This is a genomic window from Ollibium composti (assembly GCF_004801285.1).
Classification (GTDB): domain Bacteria; phylum Pseudomonadota; class Alphaproteobacteria; order Rhizobiales; family Rhizobiaceae; genus Mesorhizobium; species Mesorhizobium composti.
This window is the reverse complement of the sequence record NZ_SSNY01000012.1, coordinates 23,423-40,213: the sequence shown is the minus strand read 5'-3', so window position 1 is coordinate 40,213 and position 16,791 is coordinate 23,423. Positions and strand designations below refer to the sequence as shown.

At 67.3% G+C, this 16,791-nt stretch carries 14 protein-coding genes; 6 read left to right on the top strand and 8 right to left on the bottom strand.

What is annotated here, in order from left to right:
• Positions 1-112 precede the first annotated feature (112 nt).
• The 6 genes from E6C48_RS18465 (at position 113) to E6C48_RS18440 (ending at position 8,608) form a co-directional block, all read left to right on the top strand.
• The gene (locus tag E6C48_RS18465; protein WP_136359656.1) at positions 113-2,209 is read left to right on the top strand and encodes a hydantoinase/oxoprolinase family protein; all 2,097 of its coding nucleotides are present in this window, start codon (positions 113-115) and stop codon (positions 2,207-2,209) included.
• On the top strand, positions 2,206-3,855 hold the full coding sequence (locus E6C48_RS18460; RefSeq protein ID WP_230978855.1) for a hydantoinase B/oxoprolinase family protein: 1,650 nt from the start codon (positions 2,206-2,208) through the stop codon (positions 3,853-3,855). The genes E6C48_RS18465 and E6C48_RS18460 overlap by 4 nt, the downstream gene beginning before the upstream one ends.
• Complete coding sequence (locus E6C48_RS18455; RefSeq protein WP_136359655.1) at positions 3,852-5,072, top strand: pyridoxal phosphate-dependent aminotransferase; 1,221 nt, start codon at positions 3,852-3,854, stop codon at positions 5,070-5,072. Before E6C48_RS18460 ends, E6C48_RS18455 begins: the two co-directional genes overlap by 4 nt.
• Complete coding sequence (locus tag E6C48_RS18450; protein ID WP_136359654.1) at positions 5,069-5,887, top strand: NAD-dependent epimerase/dehydratase family protein; 819 nt, start codon at positions 5,069-5,071, stop codon at positions 5,885-5,887. The genes E6C48_RS18455 and E6C48_RS18450 overlap by 4 nt, the downstream gene beginning before the upstream one ends.
• Before the next feature lie 142 nt (positions 5,888-6,029).
• Positions 6,030-7,436: an FAD-binding oxidoreductase gene (locus E6C48_RS18445; RefSeq protein ID WP_136359653.1), complete on the top strand. Its 1,407-nt coding sequence runs from the start codon at positions 6,030-6,032 to the stop codon at positions 7,434-7,436.
• Entirely contained in the window at positions 7,433-8,608 is a 1,176-nt protein-coding gene (locus E6C48_RS18440; RefSeq protein ID WP_136359652.1) for an alpha-hydroxy acid oxidase, read from the top strand. The genes E6C48_RS18445 and E6C48_RS18440 overlap by 4 nt, the downstream gene beginning before the upstream one ends.
• 14 nt (positions 8,609-8,622) lie before the next feature.
• Here E6C48_RS18440 and E6C48_RS18435 read toward each other — a convergent pair whose 3' ends face one another.
• From E6C48_RS18435 to E6C48_RS18400, 8 genes are all read right to left on the bottom strand, one after another.
• Complete coding sequence (locus E6C48_RS18435; protein ID WP_136359651.1) at positions 8,623-9,357, bottom strand: ABC transporter ATP-binding protein; 735 nt, start codon at positions 9,355-9,357, stop codon at positions 8,623-8,625.
• Complete coding sequence (locus tag E6C48_RS18430; protein WP_136359650.1) at positions 9,354-10,088, bottom strand: ABC transporter ATP-binding protein; 735 nt, start codon at positions 10,086-10,088, stop codon at positions 9,354-9,356. Before E6C48_RS18430 ends, E6C48_RS18435 begins: the two co-directional genes overlap by 4 nt.
• Positions 10,085-11,032 carry a branched-chain amino acid ABC transporter permease gene (locus tag E6C48_RS18425; protein WP_136359649.1) on the bottom strand — a complete coding sequence of 316 codons (948 nt, stop codon included), beginning with the start codon at positions 11,030-11,032 and terminating at the stop codon, positions 10,085-10,087. Before E6C48_RS18425 ends, E6C48_RS18430 begins: the two co-directional genes overlap by 4 nt.
• Positions 11,029-11,892, bottom strand: a complete 864-nt coding sequence (locus tag E6C48_RS18420) for a branched-chain amino acid ABC transporter permease (protein ID WP_136359648.1) — start codon at positions 11,890-11,892, stop codon at positions 11,029-11,031. Before E6C48_RS18420 ends, E6C48_RS18425 begins: the two co-directional genes overlap by 4 nt.
• Before the next feature lie 122 nt (positions 11,893-12,014).
• Positions 12,015-13,205 (bottom strand): amino acid ABC transporter substrate-binding protein, encoded by a 1,191-nt coding sequence (locus tag E6C48_RS18415; protein ID WP_407941023.1) that lies wholly within the window; start codon positions 13,203-13,205, stop codon positions 12,015-12,017.
• A 222-nt stretch (positions 13,206-13,427) separates the two neighbouring features.
• Entirely contained in the window at positions 13,428-14,237 is an 810-nt protein-coding gene (locus E6C48_RS18410) for a galactosyl transferase (RefSeq protein WP_136359646.1), read from the bottom strand.
• A gap of 17 nt (positions 14,238-14,254) precedes the next feature.
• On the bottom strand, positions 14,255-15,268 hold the full coding sequence (locus tag E6C48_RS18405) for a polysaccharide pyruvyl transferase family protein (protein ID WP_136359645.1): 1,014 nt from the start codon (positions 15,266-15,268) through the stop codon (positions 14,255-14,257).
• A gap of 25 nt (positions 15,269-15,293) precedes the next feature.
• Positions 15,294-16,790, bottom strand: a complete 1,497-nt coding sequence (locus tag E6C48_RS18400; RefSeq protein ID WP_136359644.1) for a lipopolysaccharide biosynthesis protein — start codon at positions 16,788-16,790, stop codon at positions 15,294-15,296.
• Position 16,791: the final 1 nt, after the last annotated feature.

The window sequence follows — 16,791 nt, the reverse complement described above, 5'->3', positions numbered from 1 at the left end:
TCGTTTCGTCGCGGCCCGGCACAGTGCACGGTCGCGACGGGCGACAAAACCGGCAAGGCTGGGATTCGTGTTCGGCCCGAGGCCGGATTCAGGTGCGAAGACAGGTTCGACCATGAGCTACAGGAAAGAGGACGTTCGCCTCGGCGCAGACATCGGCGGGACGTTCACCGACATCGCGCTAGACCTCGGCGGCCGGATCTTCTCGACCAAGGTGCTGACCAACTATGCGGCGCCCGAGCAGGCGATCCTCGACGGCATCGCGGTCGTCACGCGCGAGGCCGGCCTCCCGGCCTCCGACATCGGCATCGTCATCCACGGCACGACGCTCGCCACCAACGCGCTGATCGAGCGGCGCGGCGCCAAAACGGCGCTCATCACGACCGAAGGCTTTCGCGACGTGATCGAGATGCGGACGGAAAACCGCTTCGAGCAATACGACCTGAATCTCAAACTGCCGACGCCGCTGATCCCGCGCGAACACCGCTTCACCGTCAGGGGCCGTATCGGCGCCGAGGGACAGGAATTGCAGCCGCTGGACGAGGCGCGGCTGGAGGAACTCGCCGACGAGATCGCCGCCGGCGGCTTCGGCGCCGTCGCCATCGGCTTCATCCATGCCTACGCCAACCCGGCGCATGAGCGCCGCGCCCGCGAAATCCTCGCGGCGAAGATCGACGTTCCGATCTCGATCAGCGCGGAAGTCTCGCCGCAGATGCGCGAGTTCGAGCGCTTCAACACCGTCTGCGCCAACGCCTACGTCCGCCCGCAGATGGCAACCTATCTCGCGCGCCTGCAGGTGCGGCTGAAGGAGATGGGCGCCGACTGCCCTGTCTTCATGATCCATTCCGGCGGCGGCCTGATCTCGGTCGAGACGGCCTCTGAATTTCCCGTTCGGCTGGTGGAATCCGGCCCCGCCGGCGGCGCCATCTTCGCCGCCGACATCGCCCGGCGCTTCGGGCTGGAGAAAGTCGTCTCCTACGACATGGGCGGCACGACCGCGAAAATCTGCCTGATCGAGGATTTCGCGCCGCGCACCGCCCGCACCTTCGAGGTGGCGCGCACCTACCGCTTCTCCAAGGGGTCAGGCATGCCGATCTCGATCCCGGTCATCGAGATGATCGAGATCGGCGCCGGCGGCGGCTCCATCGCCTGGGTCGACGCCATGGGCCGCATCCAGACCGGCCCGGAAAGCGCCGGCTCCGAGCCCGGCCCCGCCTGCTACGGCCGCGGCGGCGAGCGTCCGGCGATCACCGACGCCGACCTCGTGCTCGGCAAGCTCGATCCCGACAACTTCGCCGGCGGCGCCATCAGGCTCGACACCGACGCCTCGCAACGCGCGATCCTGCGCGACGTCGGCGAACGGCTCTCCCTCGACGCGCCTTCCGCCGCCTTCGGCATCTGCGAGGTGGTCGACGAGAACATGGCCAACGCCGCGCGCGTCCATGCCGTCGAGAACGGCAAGAACATCTCCGACAACCTGATGATCGCCTTCGGCGGTGCTGCCCCGCTGCACGCGGCGCGGCTGTGCGAGAAGCTCGGTATCGACCGATGCCTGGTGCCGCAGGGTGCCGGCGTCGGCTCGGCCATCGGCTTTTTGAAGGCGCCCTTCGGCTACGAGGCGCTGGCCTCGCGGCTGACCCGCCTGTCGCAATTCGACGCCACTGAGGCGAACGCCCTGCTCGCCGACCTCAAGGCCTCGGCCGAAAGCTTCGTGCGCGCCGGCACCGACGGCCGCATCGGCTGCGAGATCACCGCCTTCATGCGCTATGCCGGACAAGGCTGGGAGATCCCCGTCCCTCTCCCCGACAGGCCGTTCAGCGCGGACGCCGCCGGCGAGATCGAGGCTCTGTTCCGCGCCAACTACGAGCGCTTCTTCGGCCGTGCCATCGACGGGCTCGACGGACTTGAGATCGAGATCGTCACCTGGTCGGTCAAGGCGACTGATGAGAGGCCGGCTGTCGAACGCCACCAACTGGCCACCGGAGAACGCACCATGAAGCCGGCCGTCACGCGCGCCGTGTTCGATCCGGCGGCGGGTTCGGTCCAGACCTATTCGATCGTCGAGCGCGACACGCTTGAGAGCGGCGACCGCATCGCCGGCCCGGCGGTCATCGTCGAGCGCGAGACCTCCACCGTCGTCACCACGCCGTTCGACGCCGTCGTCCAGAGCGACGGTTCCATCCTTCTGACGCGCAAAGGCAACCCGTCATGAACGACCAGGGCATGGGCAAGTCCGGCAACGGCAGCATCGCCGAAATCCGCATGCAGGTGATGTGGAACCGGCTGATCTCGGTGGTGGAGGAACAGGCGCTGACCCTGCTGCGCACGGCCTTCTCCACCTCGGTGCGCGAATCCGGCGACCTGTCCGCCGGCGTCTTCGATCCGCGCGGCCAGATGCTGGCACAGGCCGTCACCGGCACGCCCGGCCACGTCAACACCATGGCCGAGGCCGTGCTGCACTTCATGAACGAGATCCCGCGCGAAGAGATGTTCGAAGGCGACACCTACGTCACCAACGACCCGTGGAAGGGCACCGGCCACCTGCACGACATCACCATGGTGTCGCCCTCCTTCCTGAACGGCGAACTGGTCGCCTTCTTCGCCTGCACGGCGCACGTGGTGGATGTCGGCGGCCGCGGCTTCGGGGCGGACGCCAAGTCGGTCTACGAGGAAGGCATCCAGATCCCGATCATGAAATTCGCGGAAAAGGGCAGGGTCAACATGGACGTCGTCCGCCTCCTCCGCGCCAATGTGCGCGAGCCGAACCAGGTCGTCGGCGACTTCTATTCGCTGGCCGCCTGCAACGAGGTCGGCCATCGCCGGCTGGTCGACATGATGAGGGAGGTCGGCCTTGCCTCGCTCGACGATCTCGGCGCCTTCATCTTCTCGCGCACCCGCGAGGCCATGCTGGAGCGCATCGCGGCACTGCCGAAGGGAAGCTGGTCGAACGACCTCACCACCGACGGCTACGACGATCCGGTCAGGCTCGCGGCGACGGTGTCGATCCGCGACGATCATGTCGAGGTCGATTTCACCGGCACCGACCCGATGAGCCGTTGGGGCATCAACTGCCCCATCATCTATTCGAAGGCCTATGCCTGCTACGCGCTGAAATGCGTGGTGGCGCCGGACATCCCGAACAATTCCGCTTCGCTCGCCTTCTTCACCGTGTCGTCGCCCGTCAACATCCTGAACGCGGTCCGGCCGGCGCCGGTGGCGCTGCGCCACATCTTCGGCCACATGGTTCCCGACCTCGTGCTCGGCGCGCTGGCCAAGGCGCTGCCCGGAAAGATCCAGGCCGAGGGCGCCGGCGCGCTGTGGAACATCCACATCTCGGTCCGGCCGACCATGCTCGGCGAAGGCCGGCGCGCCGAGGTGCTGATGTTCAATTCCGGTGGCATGGGTGCGCGCCCCGGCCTCGACGGGCTCTCGGCGACCGCCTTCCCCTCCGGCGTCCACACGATGCCGATCGAGGCGACCGAGCATACCGGGCCGATCGTCATCTGGCGCAAGGAATTGCGGCCCGGCTCCGGCGGCGACGGCGAGTTCCGCGGCGGGCTTGGCCAGATTATCGAGATCGCCCCGCTGGAAGGCCACGAATTCGACTTCTCGGCCATGTTCGACCGCGTCAACCATGCCGCCAGGGGTCGCAACGGCGGCGAGGACGGCGGCGCCGGCGTCGTCAGGCTTGACGACGGCACCAGGATGCGCCCCAAGGGCTGGCAGCATGTGCCGGCCGGGCGCCGGCTGATCATGGAGCTGCCCGGCGGCGGCGGCTATGGCGATCCGGCGCGGCGCAGCGCCGACAGCCGGGCTGAGGACGAGACCCGCGGATACCTGATGGAGAACGACCGATGAGCTATGTCGCCTCACGCCTGTCGGCGGTAAAACCGTCCGCCTCGATGGCGGCTTCGATGGCCGCCAAGGCCTTGCGCGCCACCGGGGTGGAGGTGATCGACCTCGGCCTCGGCGAGCCCGATTTCCCGACGCCCGCCCATGTCGTCGAGGCGACCTACAAGGCGGCCCTTGCCGGCGAGACGCTTTACACCGCCGCGGCGGGCACGCCCGCGCTGCGCAAGGCCGTGGCCGAAAAATTCGCCCGCGAGAACGGCCTCTCCTACGGGCCGGACGACATAGTGGTGGCCAACGGCGCCAAGCAGGTCATCTTCAACGCGCTGATGGCGACGCTGGACGCGGGCGACGAGGCGATCCTGCCGGCGCCCTATTTCGTCTCCTATCCGGAAATGGTGAAGCTGCTCGGCGGCGTGCCGGTGATTGCTGAATGTCCCGCCGATACCGGTTTCCGCCTGACGCCGCAGGCGCTGGAGGCGGCGATCACGCCCCGGACCAAATGGCTGTTCCTTAACATGCCCGGCAACCCGTCCGGCGCCGTCTATTCCGAGGCGGAGCTGAAAGCGCTCGGCGCCGTGCTGGCCAAGCATCCGGACGTGCTCGTGCTCTCCGACGAGATCTACGAGCACATCATCTTCGACAACCGCAAGTTCGTCTCCTTCGGCAAGGCCTGCCCTGAATTGAAGGATCGGACCCTGATCGTCAACGGCGTCGCCAAGGCCTATGCCATGACCGGCTGGCGCGTCGGCTATGCCGCCGGCCCCGCCCCGCTGATCAAGGCGATGAACACGGTGCAGAGCCAGTCCTGCACCTCGGTCGCGGCCCCCATGCAGGCGGCCGCCCTTGCCGCGCTGACCGGGGCGCAGGACTGCGTCGGCGAATTCCGCGCCGCCTTCGAGCGCCGCCGCGATCTCGTCGTCGCCGGCATTTCCAGGATCGAAGGCCTGACCCTGCCGCCGCCGGAGGGCGCATTCTACGCCTATATCGGCTGCGCCGCCCTCATCGGCCGCCGGACGCCGAAGGGCGCCATGCTTGCCGACGACGTGGCGGTGGCGGACTACCTGCTCGCCGAGGGCCATGTCAGCTCCGTTCCCGGAACGGCCTACGGCCTGTCGCCCTTCTTCCGCATCTCGACGGCGACGTCCGACGCGATCCTGACCGAGGCCATCGCCCGCATCGGGCGCGCGGTGGCCGCTCTCCAGCCTGCCGAGGCCGCCGCATGAGCCCGCGTTTCGACACCATCCTTCTGACCGGCGCGGCCGGGCGGCTGGGAACCCATCTGCGCCGTGGCCTTGCGCCGCTGGCGCGGCGGCTGCGCGTCTCCGACCGCACGGAAATCGCCGATCTGCAGCCGAACGAGGAAGCCGTCCTCTGCGATCTCGCCGACGCCGATGCGGTGCTTGAGATGACGCGCGGCGTCGACGCCATCGTGCATTTCGGCGGCGCGCCGCTGGAGACAAGCTGGCAGACGATTCTCGACGCCAACATCCGCGGCAGCTACAATATCTACGAAGGCGCGCGGAAAAACGGCGTCAGGCGCGTCGTCTACGCCTCCTCGGTCCACGCCATCGGCTACCACAAGGTCGAGGACCATATCGATACCAACGCTTCGCACCGGCCGGACAGCCTCTACGGCGTGTCGAAATGCTTCGTCGAGGACCTGAGCCGTCTCTACTGGGACAAGTTCGGCATCGAAACTGTCTGCTGTCGCATCTTTTCGTCCTTCGACCAGTACACCGACCGGCGCATGCTTTGGTCGATGCTCACCTTCGACGACTGCGTGCGACTGGTCGAAGCCAGCCTGACGGCGCCGCGCGTGGCGCATTCGATCATCTACGGCACCTCCAACAATCGGCACAAGATGGTGGACAACAGCCTCGCCGGTCATATCGGCTTCGAGCCGCAGGACAGCACCGAGCCGCACCGCGCCGAAGTCGAGGCCCGCCTGCCCCCGGCCGATCCGGATGCGCCGGCGGCGCGCCATCTCGGCGGCTGGTTCGTCAATCTCGGCCATCCCGACGACGAACAGAAGACCTGACATTCCCGGCCTGAAGGCCTCGCGAAGAGGTCGCGGACCGGTCGCACGCCATGGTCTTCATTCTCGCGACATTTGGTCCATGGCATTCGCCGAAAGCGCCTGTAAGGCTGTCCTCCAACGGACGGCCTTGCAGGGAACGATAATGAGCCAGGAATTTCTCGACGCGCTGACGGCGGCGCTACCGGACGCCGTCTTTCTGGGAGATGACATCCCCGCGCGCTTCCGCGCCGACTGGAGCGGCCTTTCACCCGTCATGCCGCTGGCGCTGGTGCGGCCGCGCGACACGGCAGGCGTGTCGCGCGCCTTGAGCCTGTGCAACGAGCATCGGGTTTCGGTCGTCCCGCAGGGCGGGCTGACCGGCCTTGCCGGCGGGGCGCGGCCGATCGCCGGCGGCGTGGCGCTGTCGCTCGACCGCATGACCGGTATCGAGGAAATCGACCCGGTGATGGCGACGATGACCGTCCAGGCCGGCACCCCGTTAGCCGTGGTGCAGGTCGCCGCTGCCGAGGCGGGCCTGTTCTTCGGCGTCGATCTCGGCGCGCGCGATTCCTGCTCGATCGGCGGTAACATCGCCACCAACGCCGGCGGCAACCGGGTCATCCGCTACGGCATGACGCGCGAAAGCGTGCTCGGCCTCGAGGCGGTGCTGGCCGACGGGACGGTTGTGAGTTCCCTCAACAAGATGCTCAAGAACAACGCCGGCTACGACCTCAAGCAACTGTTCATCGGCTCCGAAGGCACGCTCGGCGTCATCACGCGGGCTGTGCTGAGACTGCAGGCCCGGCCCGCCGCCATCGACAGCGCCTTTTGCGCCTGCCCGGACTTCGAGGCGGTGCTGAAGCTTCTGCAACAGGCGCGCCGGCGTCTCGGCGCCTCGCTCACCTCCTTCGAGGTGATGTGGCCGAGCTTCTACGACTTCATGACCGGAAAGCTCCCGCAGTTGCGCCGTCCCTTCGACAGGAACCATGGCGGCTATGTCCTGATCGAGGCGAGCGGCGCCGACGCCACGCAGAACGGCGCGCTGCTCAGCGAGCTTCTGGCCGCCGGCATCGAGGAAGGATGGGTGGCCGACGCCGTCCTGCCGGCCTCGGAGCGCGACGCGCGCGATCTTTGGGCGGTACGCGAAAGCGTTTCGGAATACGGCCGCGTGATGGGGCCGCTGACCGCCTTCGACGTCGGCCTGCCGACCGTCGGCACCGACGGCGTCGTCGCCGAGGTCGAAGGCGAATGCCGCCGGCGCTGGCCCGATGCCATCGTGCTCGCCTACGGCCATATCGGCGACAGCAACCTGCATCTGGTCATCAACGTCCCGGCAAGCGGCGACGACCAGCCGCACGACGAAATCGCCGCCCTCGTCTACGGCCTGGTGGGACAGGCCGGCGGCACCATCTCGGCCGAGCACGGCATCGGGGTGATGAAGAAGCCATATCTGGCGCTGTCGCGCTCGCCGCAGGAGCTCGCCCTCATGGCGCGCGTCAAGAAGGCGCTCGACCCCAACGATATCCTCAACACCGGCAAGGTGGCTGCCTTCGCGGAGCTTTGCCCGTGAGCCGGCGGTTTCATGGCGGAGCGGATATCCGCCGCGCCCTTTCCATCGCCGAACTGCGCCACATGGCGGAGCGCCGGCTGCCGGGCTTCGTCTTCGAATATCTCGAAGGCGGCGCGGAGGAGGAGGTGACGCTGCGACGCAACCGCGCCGTATTCGACCGGCTGGAATTCGTGCCACGCACGCTGGTCGCGGGCAAAACCGTCAATACGGCGACGACGTTCTTCGGCACTCGTGCGGCCCTGCCGCTTGCGGTCGCGCCGACCGGTTTCTGCGGCCTGTTCGCGCGCGACGGCGATCTGGCGCTGGCGCGCGCGGCGGCCGCCACAGGCATCCCCTTCATCCAGAGCACGGTGTCCAACGCACCGCTGGAAAAGGTCGCGGCGACCGCCGGCCTCAGCCACTGGATGCAGATCTACGTGTTCCGTTCGCAGTCGTTCATGGAAAGCCTGATCGCCCGGGCGCGCGCGGCGAACTGCGACGCCCTCGTCGTCACCGCCGACGCCACGGTGTTCGGCAACCGCGAATGGGATCGCCGCAACTACCGCGCCGGCACCGACCCGACCTTGATGAACAAGCTCGAGACGCTTTGCCATCCGCGCTGGCTGCTCGACGTGCTGTCGCGCGGAATCCCGACTTTCGGCAATCTCGTCGAGGCCCTGCCGCCGGACCGCCGCGACCTCGCCGCGGCCGCCACCTGGTCGCGCGACGAGATCGATGCCGACCTCGACTGGGAAAAGCTCGCCCGCATCCGCGCGCTGTGGCCGGGCAAGCTGCTGTTGAAGGGCGTGCTCTCGGCCGACGACGCCGAACGCGCCCAGGCGGAAGGCGTGGACGGCATCGTCGTTTCCAATCATGGCGGCCGCCAGCTCGACGGCTCGGTGTCGCCGATGAGCGTGCTGCCCGAGATCGTGAGCCGGCTCGGCGGCAAGACAACGATCCTGATCGACAGCGGCTTCCGCCGCGGCACCGATATCGTCAAGGCGCTGGCGCTGGGCGCCGACGGCGTGCTGGTCGGCCGCGCCACGCTCTACGGTCTGGCCGCGGGCGGCGAAGCGGGCGCTGCCCGCGCGCTCGCCATCCTGGCCGAAGAGATCCGCCGCACGCTGTCGCTGCTCGGCCGTCCGCGCCTCGACGCGCTCGACCCGTCCTGCCTGCGCGAAGGATCGCTCTGAACGCTTTTCCGGCCTCAGAGGCCGAGATAGGCCTTGCGCACGGCGGGGTCGTCGATCAGCGCCTTGGCGTCGCCGCTGTGAACGATCGAGCCCGTCTCCATGACATAGCCGCGGTCGGCTCCCGACAGCGCGAGGTGGATGTCCTGCTCGACGAGCAGAACGGTGACGCCCTCGCCGCGGATCGTCGCCAGCACTTCCATCAGTTGCTCGACCACCACCGGCGCCAGGCCGAGGCTCATCTCGTCGATCATCAGCAGTTGCGGTCGCGCCATCAGGCCGCGCGCCATGGCGCACATCTGCTGCTCGCCGCCCGACATCGAGCCGGCAAGCTGCCGCCGCCGCTCGCCGAGGCGCGGGAACAGGCCGTACATGCGCTCGAGGTCACCGACGATCGCCGCCTTGTCGGCACGCCGGTAGGCGCCCATCAGGAGATTGTCCTCCACCGTCATGCGGTCGAAAAGCTGGCGGCCTTCCGGCACCTGCACCAGCCCGGCGCCGAACGCCTCGTCCGGCGTCAACGGCACGAGGTCACGGCCGAGAAAAGAGGCCTTGCCGGTGCAGGCGATGACACGCGACAGCGCGCGCAGCAGCGTCGTCTTGCCGGCGCCGTTGGAGCCGACCAGCGCCACGATCTCGGCACGGCGGATTTCCAGCGACACGCCTTTCAGCACCGGCATCTCGCCATAGCCGGCGCCGAGCCCGTCGATGACCAGCAGCGCCTCCGCCACAGGATTTTCCGCCGCGCTCATGCCCGCCTCCGTCCGAGATAGGCTTCCACCACCCGCGCGTCGGACAGCACCGTATCGGGGTCGCCGTCGGCGATCTTCTCGCCGTGATGCAGCACCAGAAGGCGGTCGGACAGGCTCTTGATCGCCTTGATGACGTGCTCGATGACGAGGATGGAAATGCCGCGCTCGCGCACCCGTTTCAGCACCTCGATCACCTCGTCGATCTCGACGAGGTTGAGACCCGCCATCACCTCGTCGCAGAGCAGAACCTTGGGCTGCATGGCGAGCGCCTTGGCGAGTTCGAGGCGCTTGCGGCTGGGGCCGCCGAGCTCGTCGGCGCGCTGGTCGGCGAATTTGGCGAGGCCGACGAAATCGAGCTGCGCCCGCGCCAGTTCGCGCGCCTTGTCGAGATCGGACTCGCCGCCGCCATGGCCGAACAGGGCGCCCACCGCGACATTGTCGAGCACCGACAGGCCGGGGAACGGCCGCATGATCTGGAAGGTGCGACCGATGCCGAGCCTCGCGCGCTGGTAGGCGGGAAGCTTCGTGATCGGTCGGCCCTCGAAGGCGATGTCGCCGGCGGTCGGGGCAAGTGTGCCCGAAATCAGGCTGACCAGCGTGGTCTTGCCCGCGCCGTTCGGGCCGATGACGCCGAGGATCTCGCCCTGGTTCAGCGTGAAGGAGACGTCGTTGACGGCGATCAGGCCGGCGAAACGGCGCGTCACATTTGTGATTCCGAGAACGGCGCTCATATGCGGTGCGCCTTCAGGTTCTTGACGAAGTAGCGCCAGCCCGTCGCGCGGAAGCGGCGCATCAGGTCGGCGACGCCGCGCGGCATGAAGATCACCGCCACCACGACGACGAGGCCGAAGAACAGCCCGGCAACGCTGGTGATCTCGCTGGAGAGCAGTTCCGACACGGTGGACAGCACGAAGGCGCCGAGCACAGGGCCAAGTACCGTGCCCGGCCCGCCGAACACCGCCATGATGATCATCTTGACGTTGAGGCTGATGTCGAAGGCGCTGGCGGGGTCCAAAAAGGTGATCCAGTAGGCGTGGATGCCGCCGGCGAGCGCCGAGAAGACGCCGGAAAGGGCGAAGGCCAGCACCTTGTAGAGCGTGGTGTTGACGCCCATCACCGCAGCGCCCTCCTCGTTCTCGCGGATGGCGATCAGGCCGAAGCCGAAGCGGCTGCGCGTCAGCCAAAACACCGTCGCGGTCGCCGCGATCAGCAGGATCAGCGACAGTTCGTAGAACAGCCGATCGTCGTTGAGCGGCGGCAGCACCAGGCCGATGTTCTGCCCGGCGATGGAGAGGTTGGAGACGATGGCGATCATCACCTGCGCCAACGCCAGCGTGGCGATGGCGAAATAGTGGCCCCTGAGGCGCAACACCGGCAGACCGAGCAGGAAGGCGAAGGCGACAGCGAGCACCACGCCGAACACCATGCCGATGGCGAAGGGCAGCTCCCACTGCACCATGGCAATCGCCACGCCGTAGCTGCCCAGCCCGTAGAAGACCGAATTGCCGAAGGAGGCGTAGCCGGTATAGCCGCCGATGATGTTCCAGCCCTGCGCCAGCACGGCCAGAAGCAATGCGTTGATGCCGAACTGCACCAGCACATCCGAGCCGAACCACGGCACGGCCGCGAGCACGACGAGTGCGGCGACGAGCAGAATCCAGCGCAGCCCCTTCATGCCGTTTTCCCCAGAAGGCCGCTCGGCCGGAAGATGAGCACCAGCACCAGCACCCCGAAGCTCGCCACGTCGCCGAAGGTGGCGCCGACATAAAGCACCGTCAGCGACTCGATGATGCCTAGCACCAGCCCGCCGACCAGCACGCCGAGCGGATTGTCGAGGCCGCCGATGATGGCGATGGCAAAGGACTTCGCCGTCAGCGTCGCGCCGATATAGGGATCGATCTGCGAGACGGTGCCGTAGAGCCCGCCTGCCGCACCGGCGAGCCCGATGCCGATGCCGAAGGTCATGGCGTAGAGGTGGCGCGGCTCGACGCCGTAGAGGCGCGCGGCGACGAGGTTCTGCGCCGTGGCGCGGATGGCACGGCCGAGCCGGCTGTGCAGCAGGAACAGCCACATGCCGACCGTCAGCGCGACGGCGACGCCGAAGGCCATCAGGCGGGCCACCGGCACCACCACCGGGCCGAGCGCGATGCTGGAGCCGGCATAGGAAGGATTGATGGTGCGGAAGTCGGCGGAAAAGGCGAGCTGCGCCAGATAGGTCAGCACGACTTCAAGCCCGAAGGTGATGAGCAGCGTGTTGAACATCGGCGCCCTGACGACGAGGTTGAGCACACCGCGTTGCAAGGCGTAGCCGAGGCAGAACATCACCACGGCGGTGATCGGCAGGCCGAGGAAGGGGTCGATGCCGAGATAGGTGTAGAGGTGCCAGGAGAGATACCCGCCCAGCATGATGAAGGCGCCATGCGCCAGGTTGACGATGTTGAGCACGCCCCACACGAGCGCCAGCCCCAATGCCATGACGGCATAGAGCCCGCCCAAGAGCACGCCGTTGATCAGGATTTGCGCCAGCAGATCCACGCGTCGATCCCCTCTCCAATCAAGTCATAGGCGAAGCGTCGGCAAACGAAAACCCGCAGGCGCCGCCTCGATCGCTTCGGCGCCGTCCGTCCCACCGGGCGGCGCCGTCGTCGTTTCCCCGGTCAGCGCGCGTTCCAGGCTGGCATCGGATATTTCGGCTTTTCGAGGAATCCCTTGGCGCCGTAGACGGCGGCAACCTTGCCGTCCTGCACCTGGATCACCGTCTGCGCGAGGTCGATCTGGCCGTTCTCGGCGAAGGCGATCTTGCCGTAGAGGCTGTCGAAGTTGAGCTTGGCGATGGCGTCGCGCACCGCCTTGGGATCGAGCGTGCCGGCCGCCTCGACCGCCTGCACCAGCGCCTCGACGTCGGCCGCGCCGGAAGCGGCGTGATAGTCGGGCTCATAGCCGAACTTCGCCTTGTAGGCTTCCGCGAAGGCGGCGGCATCGCCGAAATACTTGTCCTTGAGGTCCGCCGAAGGAAGCCAGGCGCTCATGCCGAAAGCATAATCGGCGTCCTTGCCCAGCGCCTTGCGGAAGTCCTCGCTCGGCACGCCGACGGTGAAGGAATAGAGTTTTGGGGCCACTGCCAGGCTTTTCGCCTGCCGCACGAAATTGAGGATTTCCGTCTCGTGGCCGGCGACCAGCACAGCGTCGACATTGGCGCTCTTGATCTGCGACAGCAGCGAGTTGAAGTCGCTCGCGTTCGAGGTGTAGCGCTCGTCGAGTGCTACCGTGATGCCGGCGTCCTTGAGCAGCGGCCGCGTGCCGTCAGCAACGGAGACGTCGAAGGCATCGTCGGCATAGAGCAGCGCAACAGACTTCGGCGCCGGGTCGAGTTCCTTCATCATGGCGATGGTCGAACCGAAATAGTTGCTCGCCGGCGCCAGCGTGCCGAAGATGTATTTGAACTTGCGCGAGAAGATCTGGTCGGAAGCACCGCCGCCCTGCACCATCGGCACCTGGTATTTTTCCGATACGGCCGAATCGGCGAGCGCGAAATTGGAGGCGAACGGCCCGAGCAGCAGGTTCACCTTGTCCTGCGAGATGAGCTGCGTGTACTGGCGCACCGACAGGTTCACGTCCGACTGGTTGTCGTAGAGCTTGAGCGCCAGTTTGTACTGCTTGTCGCCGACCTTGACGCCGCCCGCCTCGTTGATCTTGTCGATGGTGAACTCGTAGGCGTCCTTGTAGTAGCGGCCGGTGTTGGCGACCGGGCCGGTCAACTGCACCGACGCGCCCAGGACGAGATCCTCGGCCATGGCGGGCATGGCGGAAAGGGCGACGGCTCCGAAAAGCGCGCCGGCGAGCCGCATGGTGATGTTCGACATCCTATTCTCCCTGATTACCCAGATTTCGACCCTATGCAGCTGAAAGCGCCCGAGGCCGGAGTCGGATAACGGAGCCGTGACCCGACGGCAGAGAATAGGGGCCGCGCGAGCGGTTTGTCGATATTTATATCGCCTCCCGAGATGATCGCGACCGCGCGCGATCGCGGAAATTCTTTCCGCCGGCAAACACGCGGCGAACGAGGCGGTTCAATTCCTCGCCGGCATGCCGAAGAATTCACGCCGGGCGCCGTCGTCGACCAGCCGCAGGCGGGCGAGGTGGCTGAGCAGGCGCCTCGGCCTTCTCATCGCTTCGCGGCTGAGGAAGTACTTCTTCACGAGGCTGGGCGCCTTGCTGTGCGAGCCGCCATGCGCGACGCGGTAGACGGCGCCGCGAAACGGCAGCGGGTTGAGCGGCGTGCCGCGCTCGGCCAGGATGTCGGCGATCCGCACATGGCTGCCCAGCATCGTCTTGATCCAGTCGAGCGAGGCGTCCTCGAAGCGTTCCGGCAAGCCGTAGAGGTCGGCGCGCACGATCAGCGAGGTGCCGCACAGATGGTTGAATTCATCGTAGCCGAGCAGCAATCGGCCGCCGTCGTCCCAGATATAGCCGCGCTCGACGGTCCAGCCGTTGGCGTCGGGGTTTTCGGCCGCATGGCCGGCGATGCGGGCGCTGACGAAATCGTCGTCGTCGACGATCATGAAGAAGCGGCTGTCGCGGGCGGCCAGCATGCCGGCCAGAACGCGCCGGCCCTTGTCGGCGCGGAAGGCGTCGTAGACGGCCTCCAGGTCCGCCTCACCCATCTCGTGCAGGTTGTTGGGCGGGAAGGTGACGCGCACGACGTCGAAGCCGACGGGCAATGCCGGCAGGTCGGCGCCCTCGTTGGCGACCACCAGCGCGCGCCAGCCCGGATGCACCTGGCTGGCGATGGAGGCGGCGGTCTGCGCAAGGTTCGCCTTGAGCAGGCTCCAGTCGCGGGCATTGTCCTGATGGCGGACGGGAATGATGAAGGTCAGCATGGGTTAGTCCCCTGTCGTCAGGCCGCGGCTTTTCCGGCGGCGCCCTCGGCAGCCTGCTGTGCCCAGGCGATGCCGTCGTCCAGCGATGCCGCCCGGTAGGAAAGATCGGTCCCGCCGGAGAAGGCGGCCATGAAGCGGCGCACTTTGCCGTAACTGTTGTCGAGCACGGCATGCGGGCGGCCGATCAGCAGCGAGCAGATGTGGACATGTAGCCGGTCGGTGACGATGGCCCGGCCGCGCGATATCTGCCGGATGCCGCGCCGGAAGCGGTTGTGGGCGGCGGCGTCGAGCTTGGCGAGCCTGAGTTCCGCCGGCTTCAGCGACAGCAGCGCCGAGGCGGCGCCGAACGCCTTGGAGGCCTGCACGCTGCGCGGCGATTCCGAGATCCAGTCCTCGACCGGCAGGCCGGGCCAGGCCGCGGGTTCGGCGTTTCCTGCCTTTTCCCGGTCCGCCCGCAGCATGGCCAGCACCGGGAAGATGGCCGGCGCCGACTCCACCGGGCCAATGGCGAAAGCCATGTCGGGGCACAGCGTGACCGCGCAGTCGAAATGCTTTTCGGCGAAAGCCCGCGATTCCTCGTCGCGCACCAGAAGCGTGAAGTTCCGGTGCCGGCCGATCGCCCGCGCGCTCTGTTCGATGCGCTCGGGCGACTGGTAGTGGATTGACTGCGGGAACTGGATGACCGGCCGATCCGGGAACAGCTCCAGCACGCGCTCGCGGAAATCCTGATGCGCACCCCAGATGTCGCCGAAATTGCCGCCGCCATGGATGAAGATCGGCCCGTCCGGTGCGGCGCGCCGGAGCTGTTCGGCCGAGAAATCGTCCATGCGCGAGACATAGGCCGGCCGCTTGCCGTGACGGTTCGCGAGATAGGCCATCTCGCCCAGCCAGATCGCGGAATCGCCGCAGTTGCGGATATCCGGGAAGTCGAGGATGGCGACCGGTTCGTCCTCGCGGACATGCGCCTTGAGGCAAGCATGGATTGCGGCTTCGAGCTCGGCGATCAGCGCCAGCCGGGGTTCCGTCACCATCGTCTTTTCTCCGTTCGATTGCGGCTCAAGCCTGCCTCCTCGCCGGACGCAGCTTTGCCAGCAGCTTGCCCAAAATGGTTTGCACTTCCCGCTCCGGTCCCTGCGGGCGGCCCATCGCCTCCCACAGCAGGAAGGTCGCGGCGCAGTAGAGGAAGCCGCCCAGCGCCACCAGCGTCGCCAGGTGCAGCGCCAGCATCGGCCTGTCGCCCGTATGGGGAAGCTGGCCGGCGGCAAACGCGACGCCCGCCGCCATCACCGCGACGCTGACCAGCGCACGCAAATTCGCCTGCAATTGCCGCATCACCGGCAGGTCGATCAGGCGTCGCACCAGCACCATGTTGACGACGGCGCTGCAAAGGCCGGTAAATACCCGGCCGACGACGACGCCGGGAAGGCCGGCGAGCAGAAGCCCGGCGACCATGATCGGCACGCGCACGAGAAGCATCTGCGTATCGCGCACGAACAGCATCCGCGTCTCGCCCTTCGCCATGCCGAGCGGCTGCACCAGCGAGCCCAGCGTCTGAAGGGCGAACACCGAGGCAAGCGCCTGGATGATGAAGATGACCGGCGCCCATTTCTCGCCGAGCGCCAGCCGCACAAGCGGGTCGGCGATGACGGCGACGCCGATGCCGGCCGGCAGCGCCACCGCCGTCAGCAGCGCCTGCGCCCGCTGGTAGGCAGCGGCCAGCCGCGCCGGATCGTTCTGGATGCTGGCGAAGCCCGGATAGATGGTCTGCGTCAGCGGCATCGTCGCCTCGCGCGTCGGCATCATGGCGAGGTTCGAGCCGACCGAGTAATAGCCCAGCGCCGTGTTGCCGAGCATCTTGCCGACCAGCAGGTAATCGAAGCGCCAGTTCAGCGTGTTGACGATCTGGCCGGCGCTCAGCCATGCCGAGAAGGAGAAGAACTCCCGCATGTGGCGGAAGGTGATGCGCGGCCTGAACGGCAGCACGAGATAGGAAACCGCGACGTTGGTCGCCTGGGTGACGAGCGTGCCGATCACCAGCGCCCAGTAGCTGTGATAGATGATGGCGATCGCCACCGCGGCGATGAAGCCGGTGAGCTTCTGCGATACGGCAAGCACGAATTCCTGCCAGAAGATCAGGTCGCGCTGATACATGATGCGGCGCGGGTTGGTGAGGCCGCTCAGGAAAACGCTGAGGCCCAGCGCCAGCATGACTCCGGTCAGACGCGGCTCCTCGAACAGCAGCGCGGCGGGTTTCGCGGCGGCGGCGAAGAACAGCGCCAGCACCAGCCCGCGCAGGGCGTTCAGGGTCCATGCGGCGCTGAAATGCGACTCGCCGGGCGCCTCGTGGCGGATCAGCGCCTCGGCCAGCGAAAGCTCCGTCACCGTCGAGACGATCATCAGGATCGTCATGCCGAGCGCGACGACGCCGAAGTCGGACGGCGCCAGGTTCCAGGCCAGGATGAACGTGCTGAGCGCCGCCAGCCCGTTGACGATGGCGCGCGCCAGCGAAAGCCAGAGGCTCCCCTTGATCAGGCGTGTGGTGACGTTTGCCATG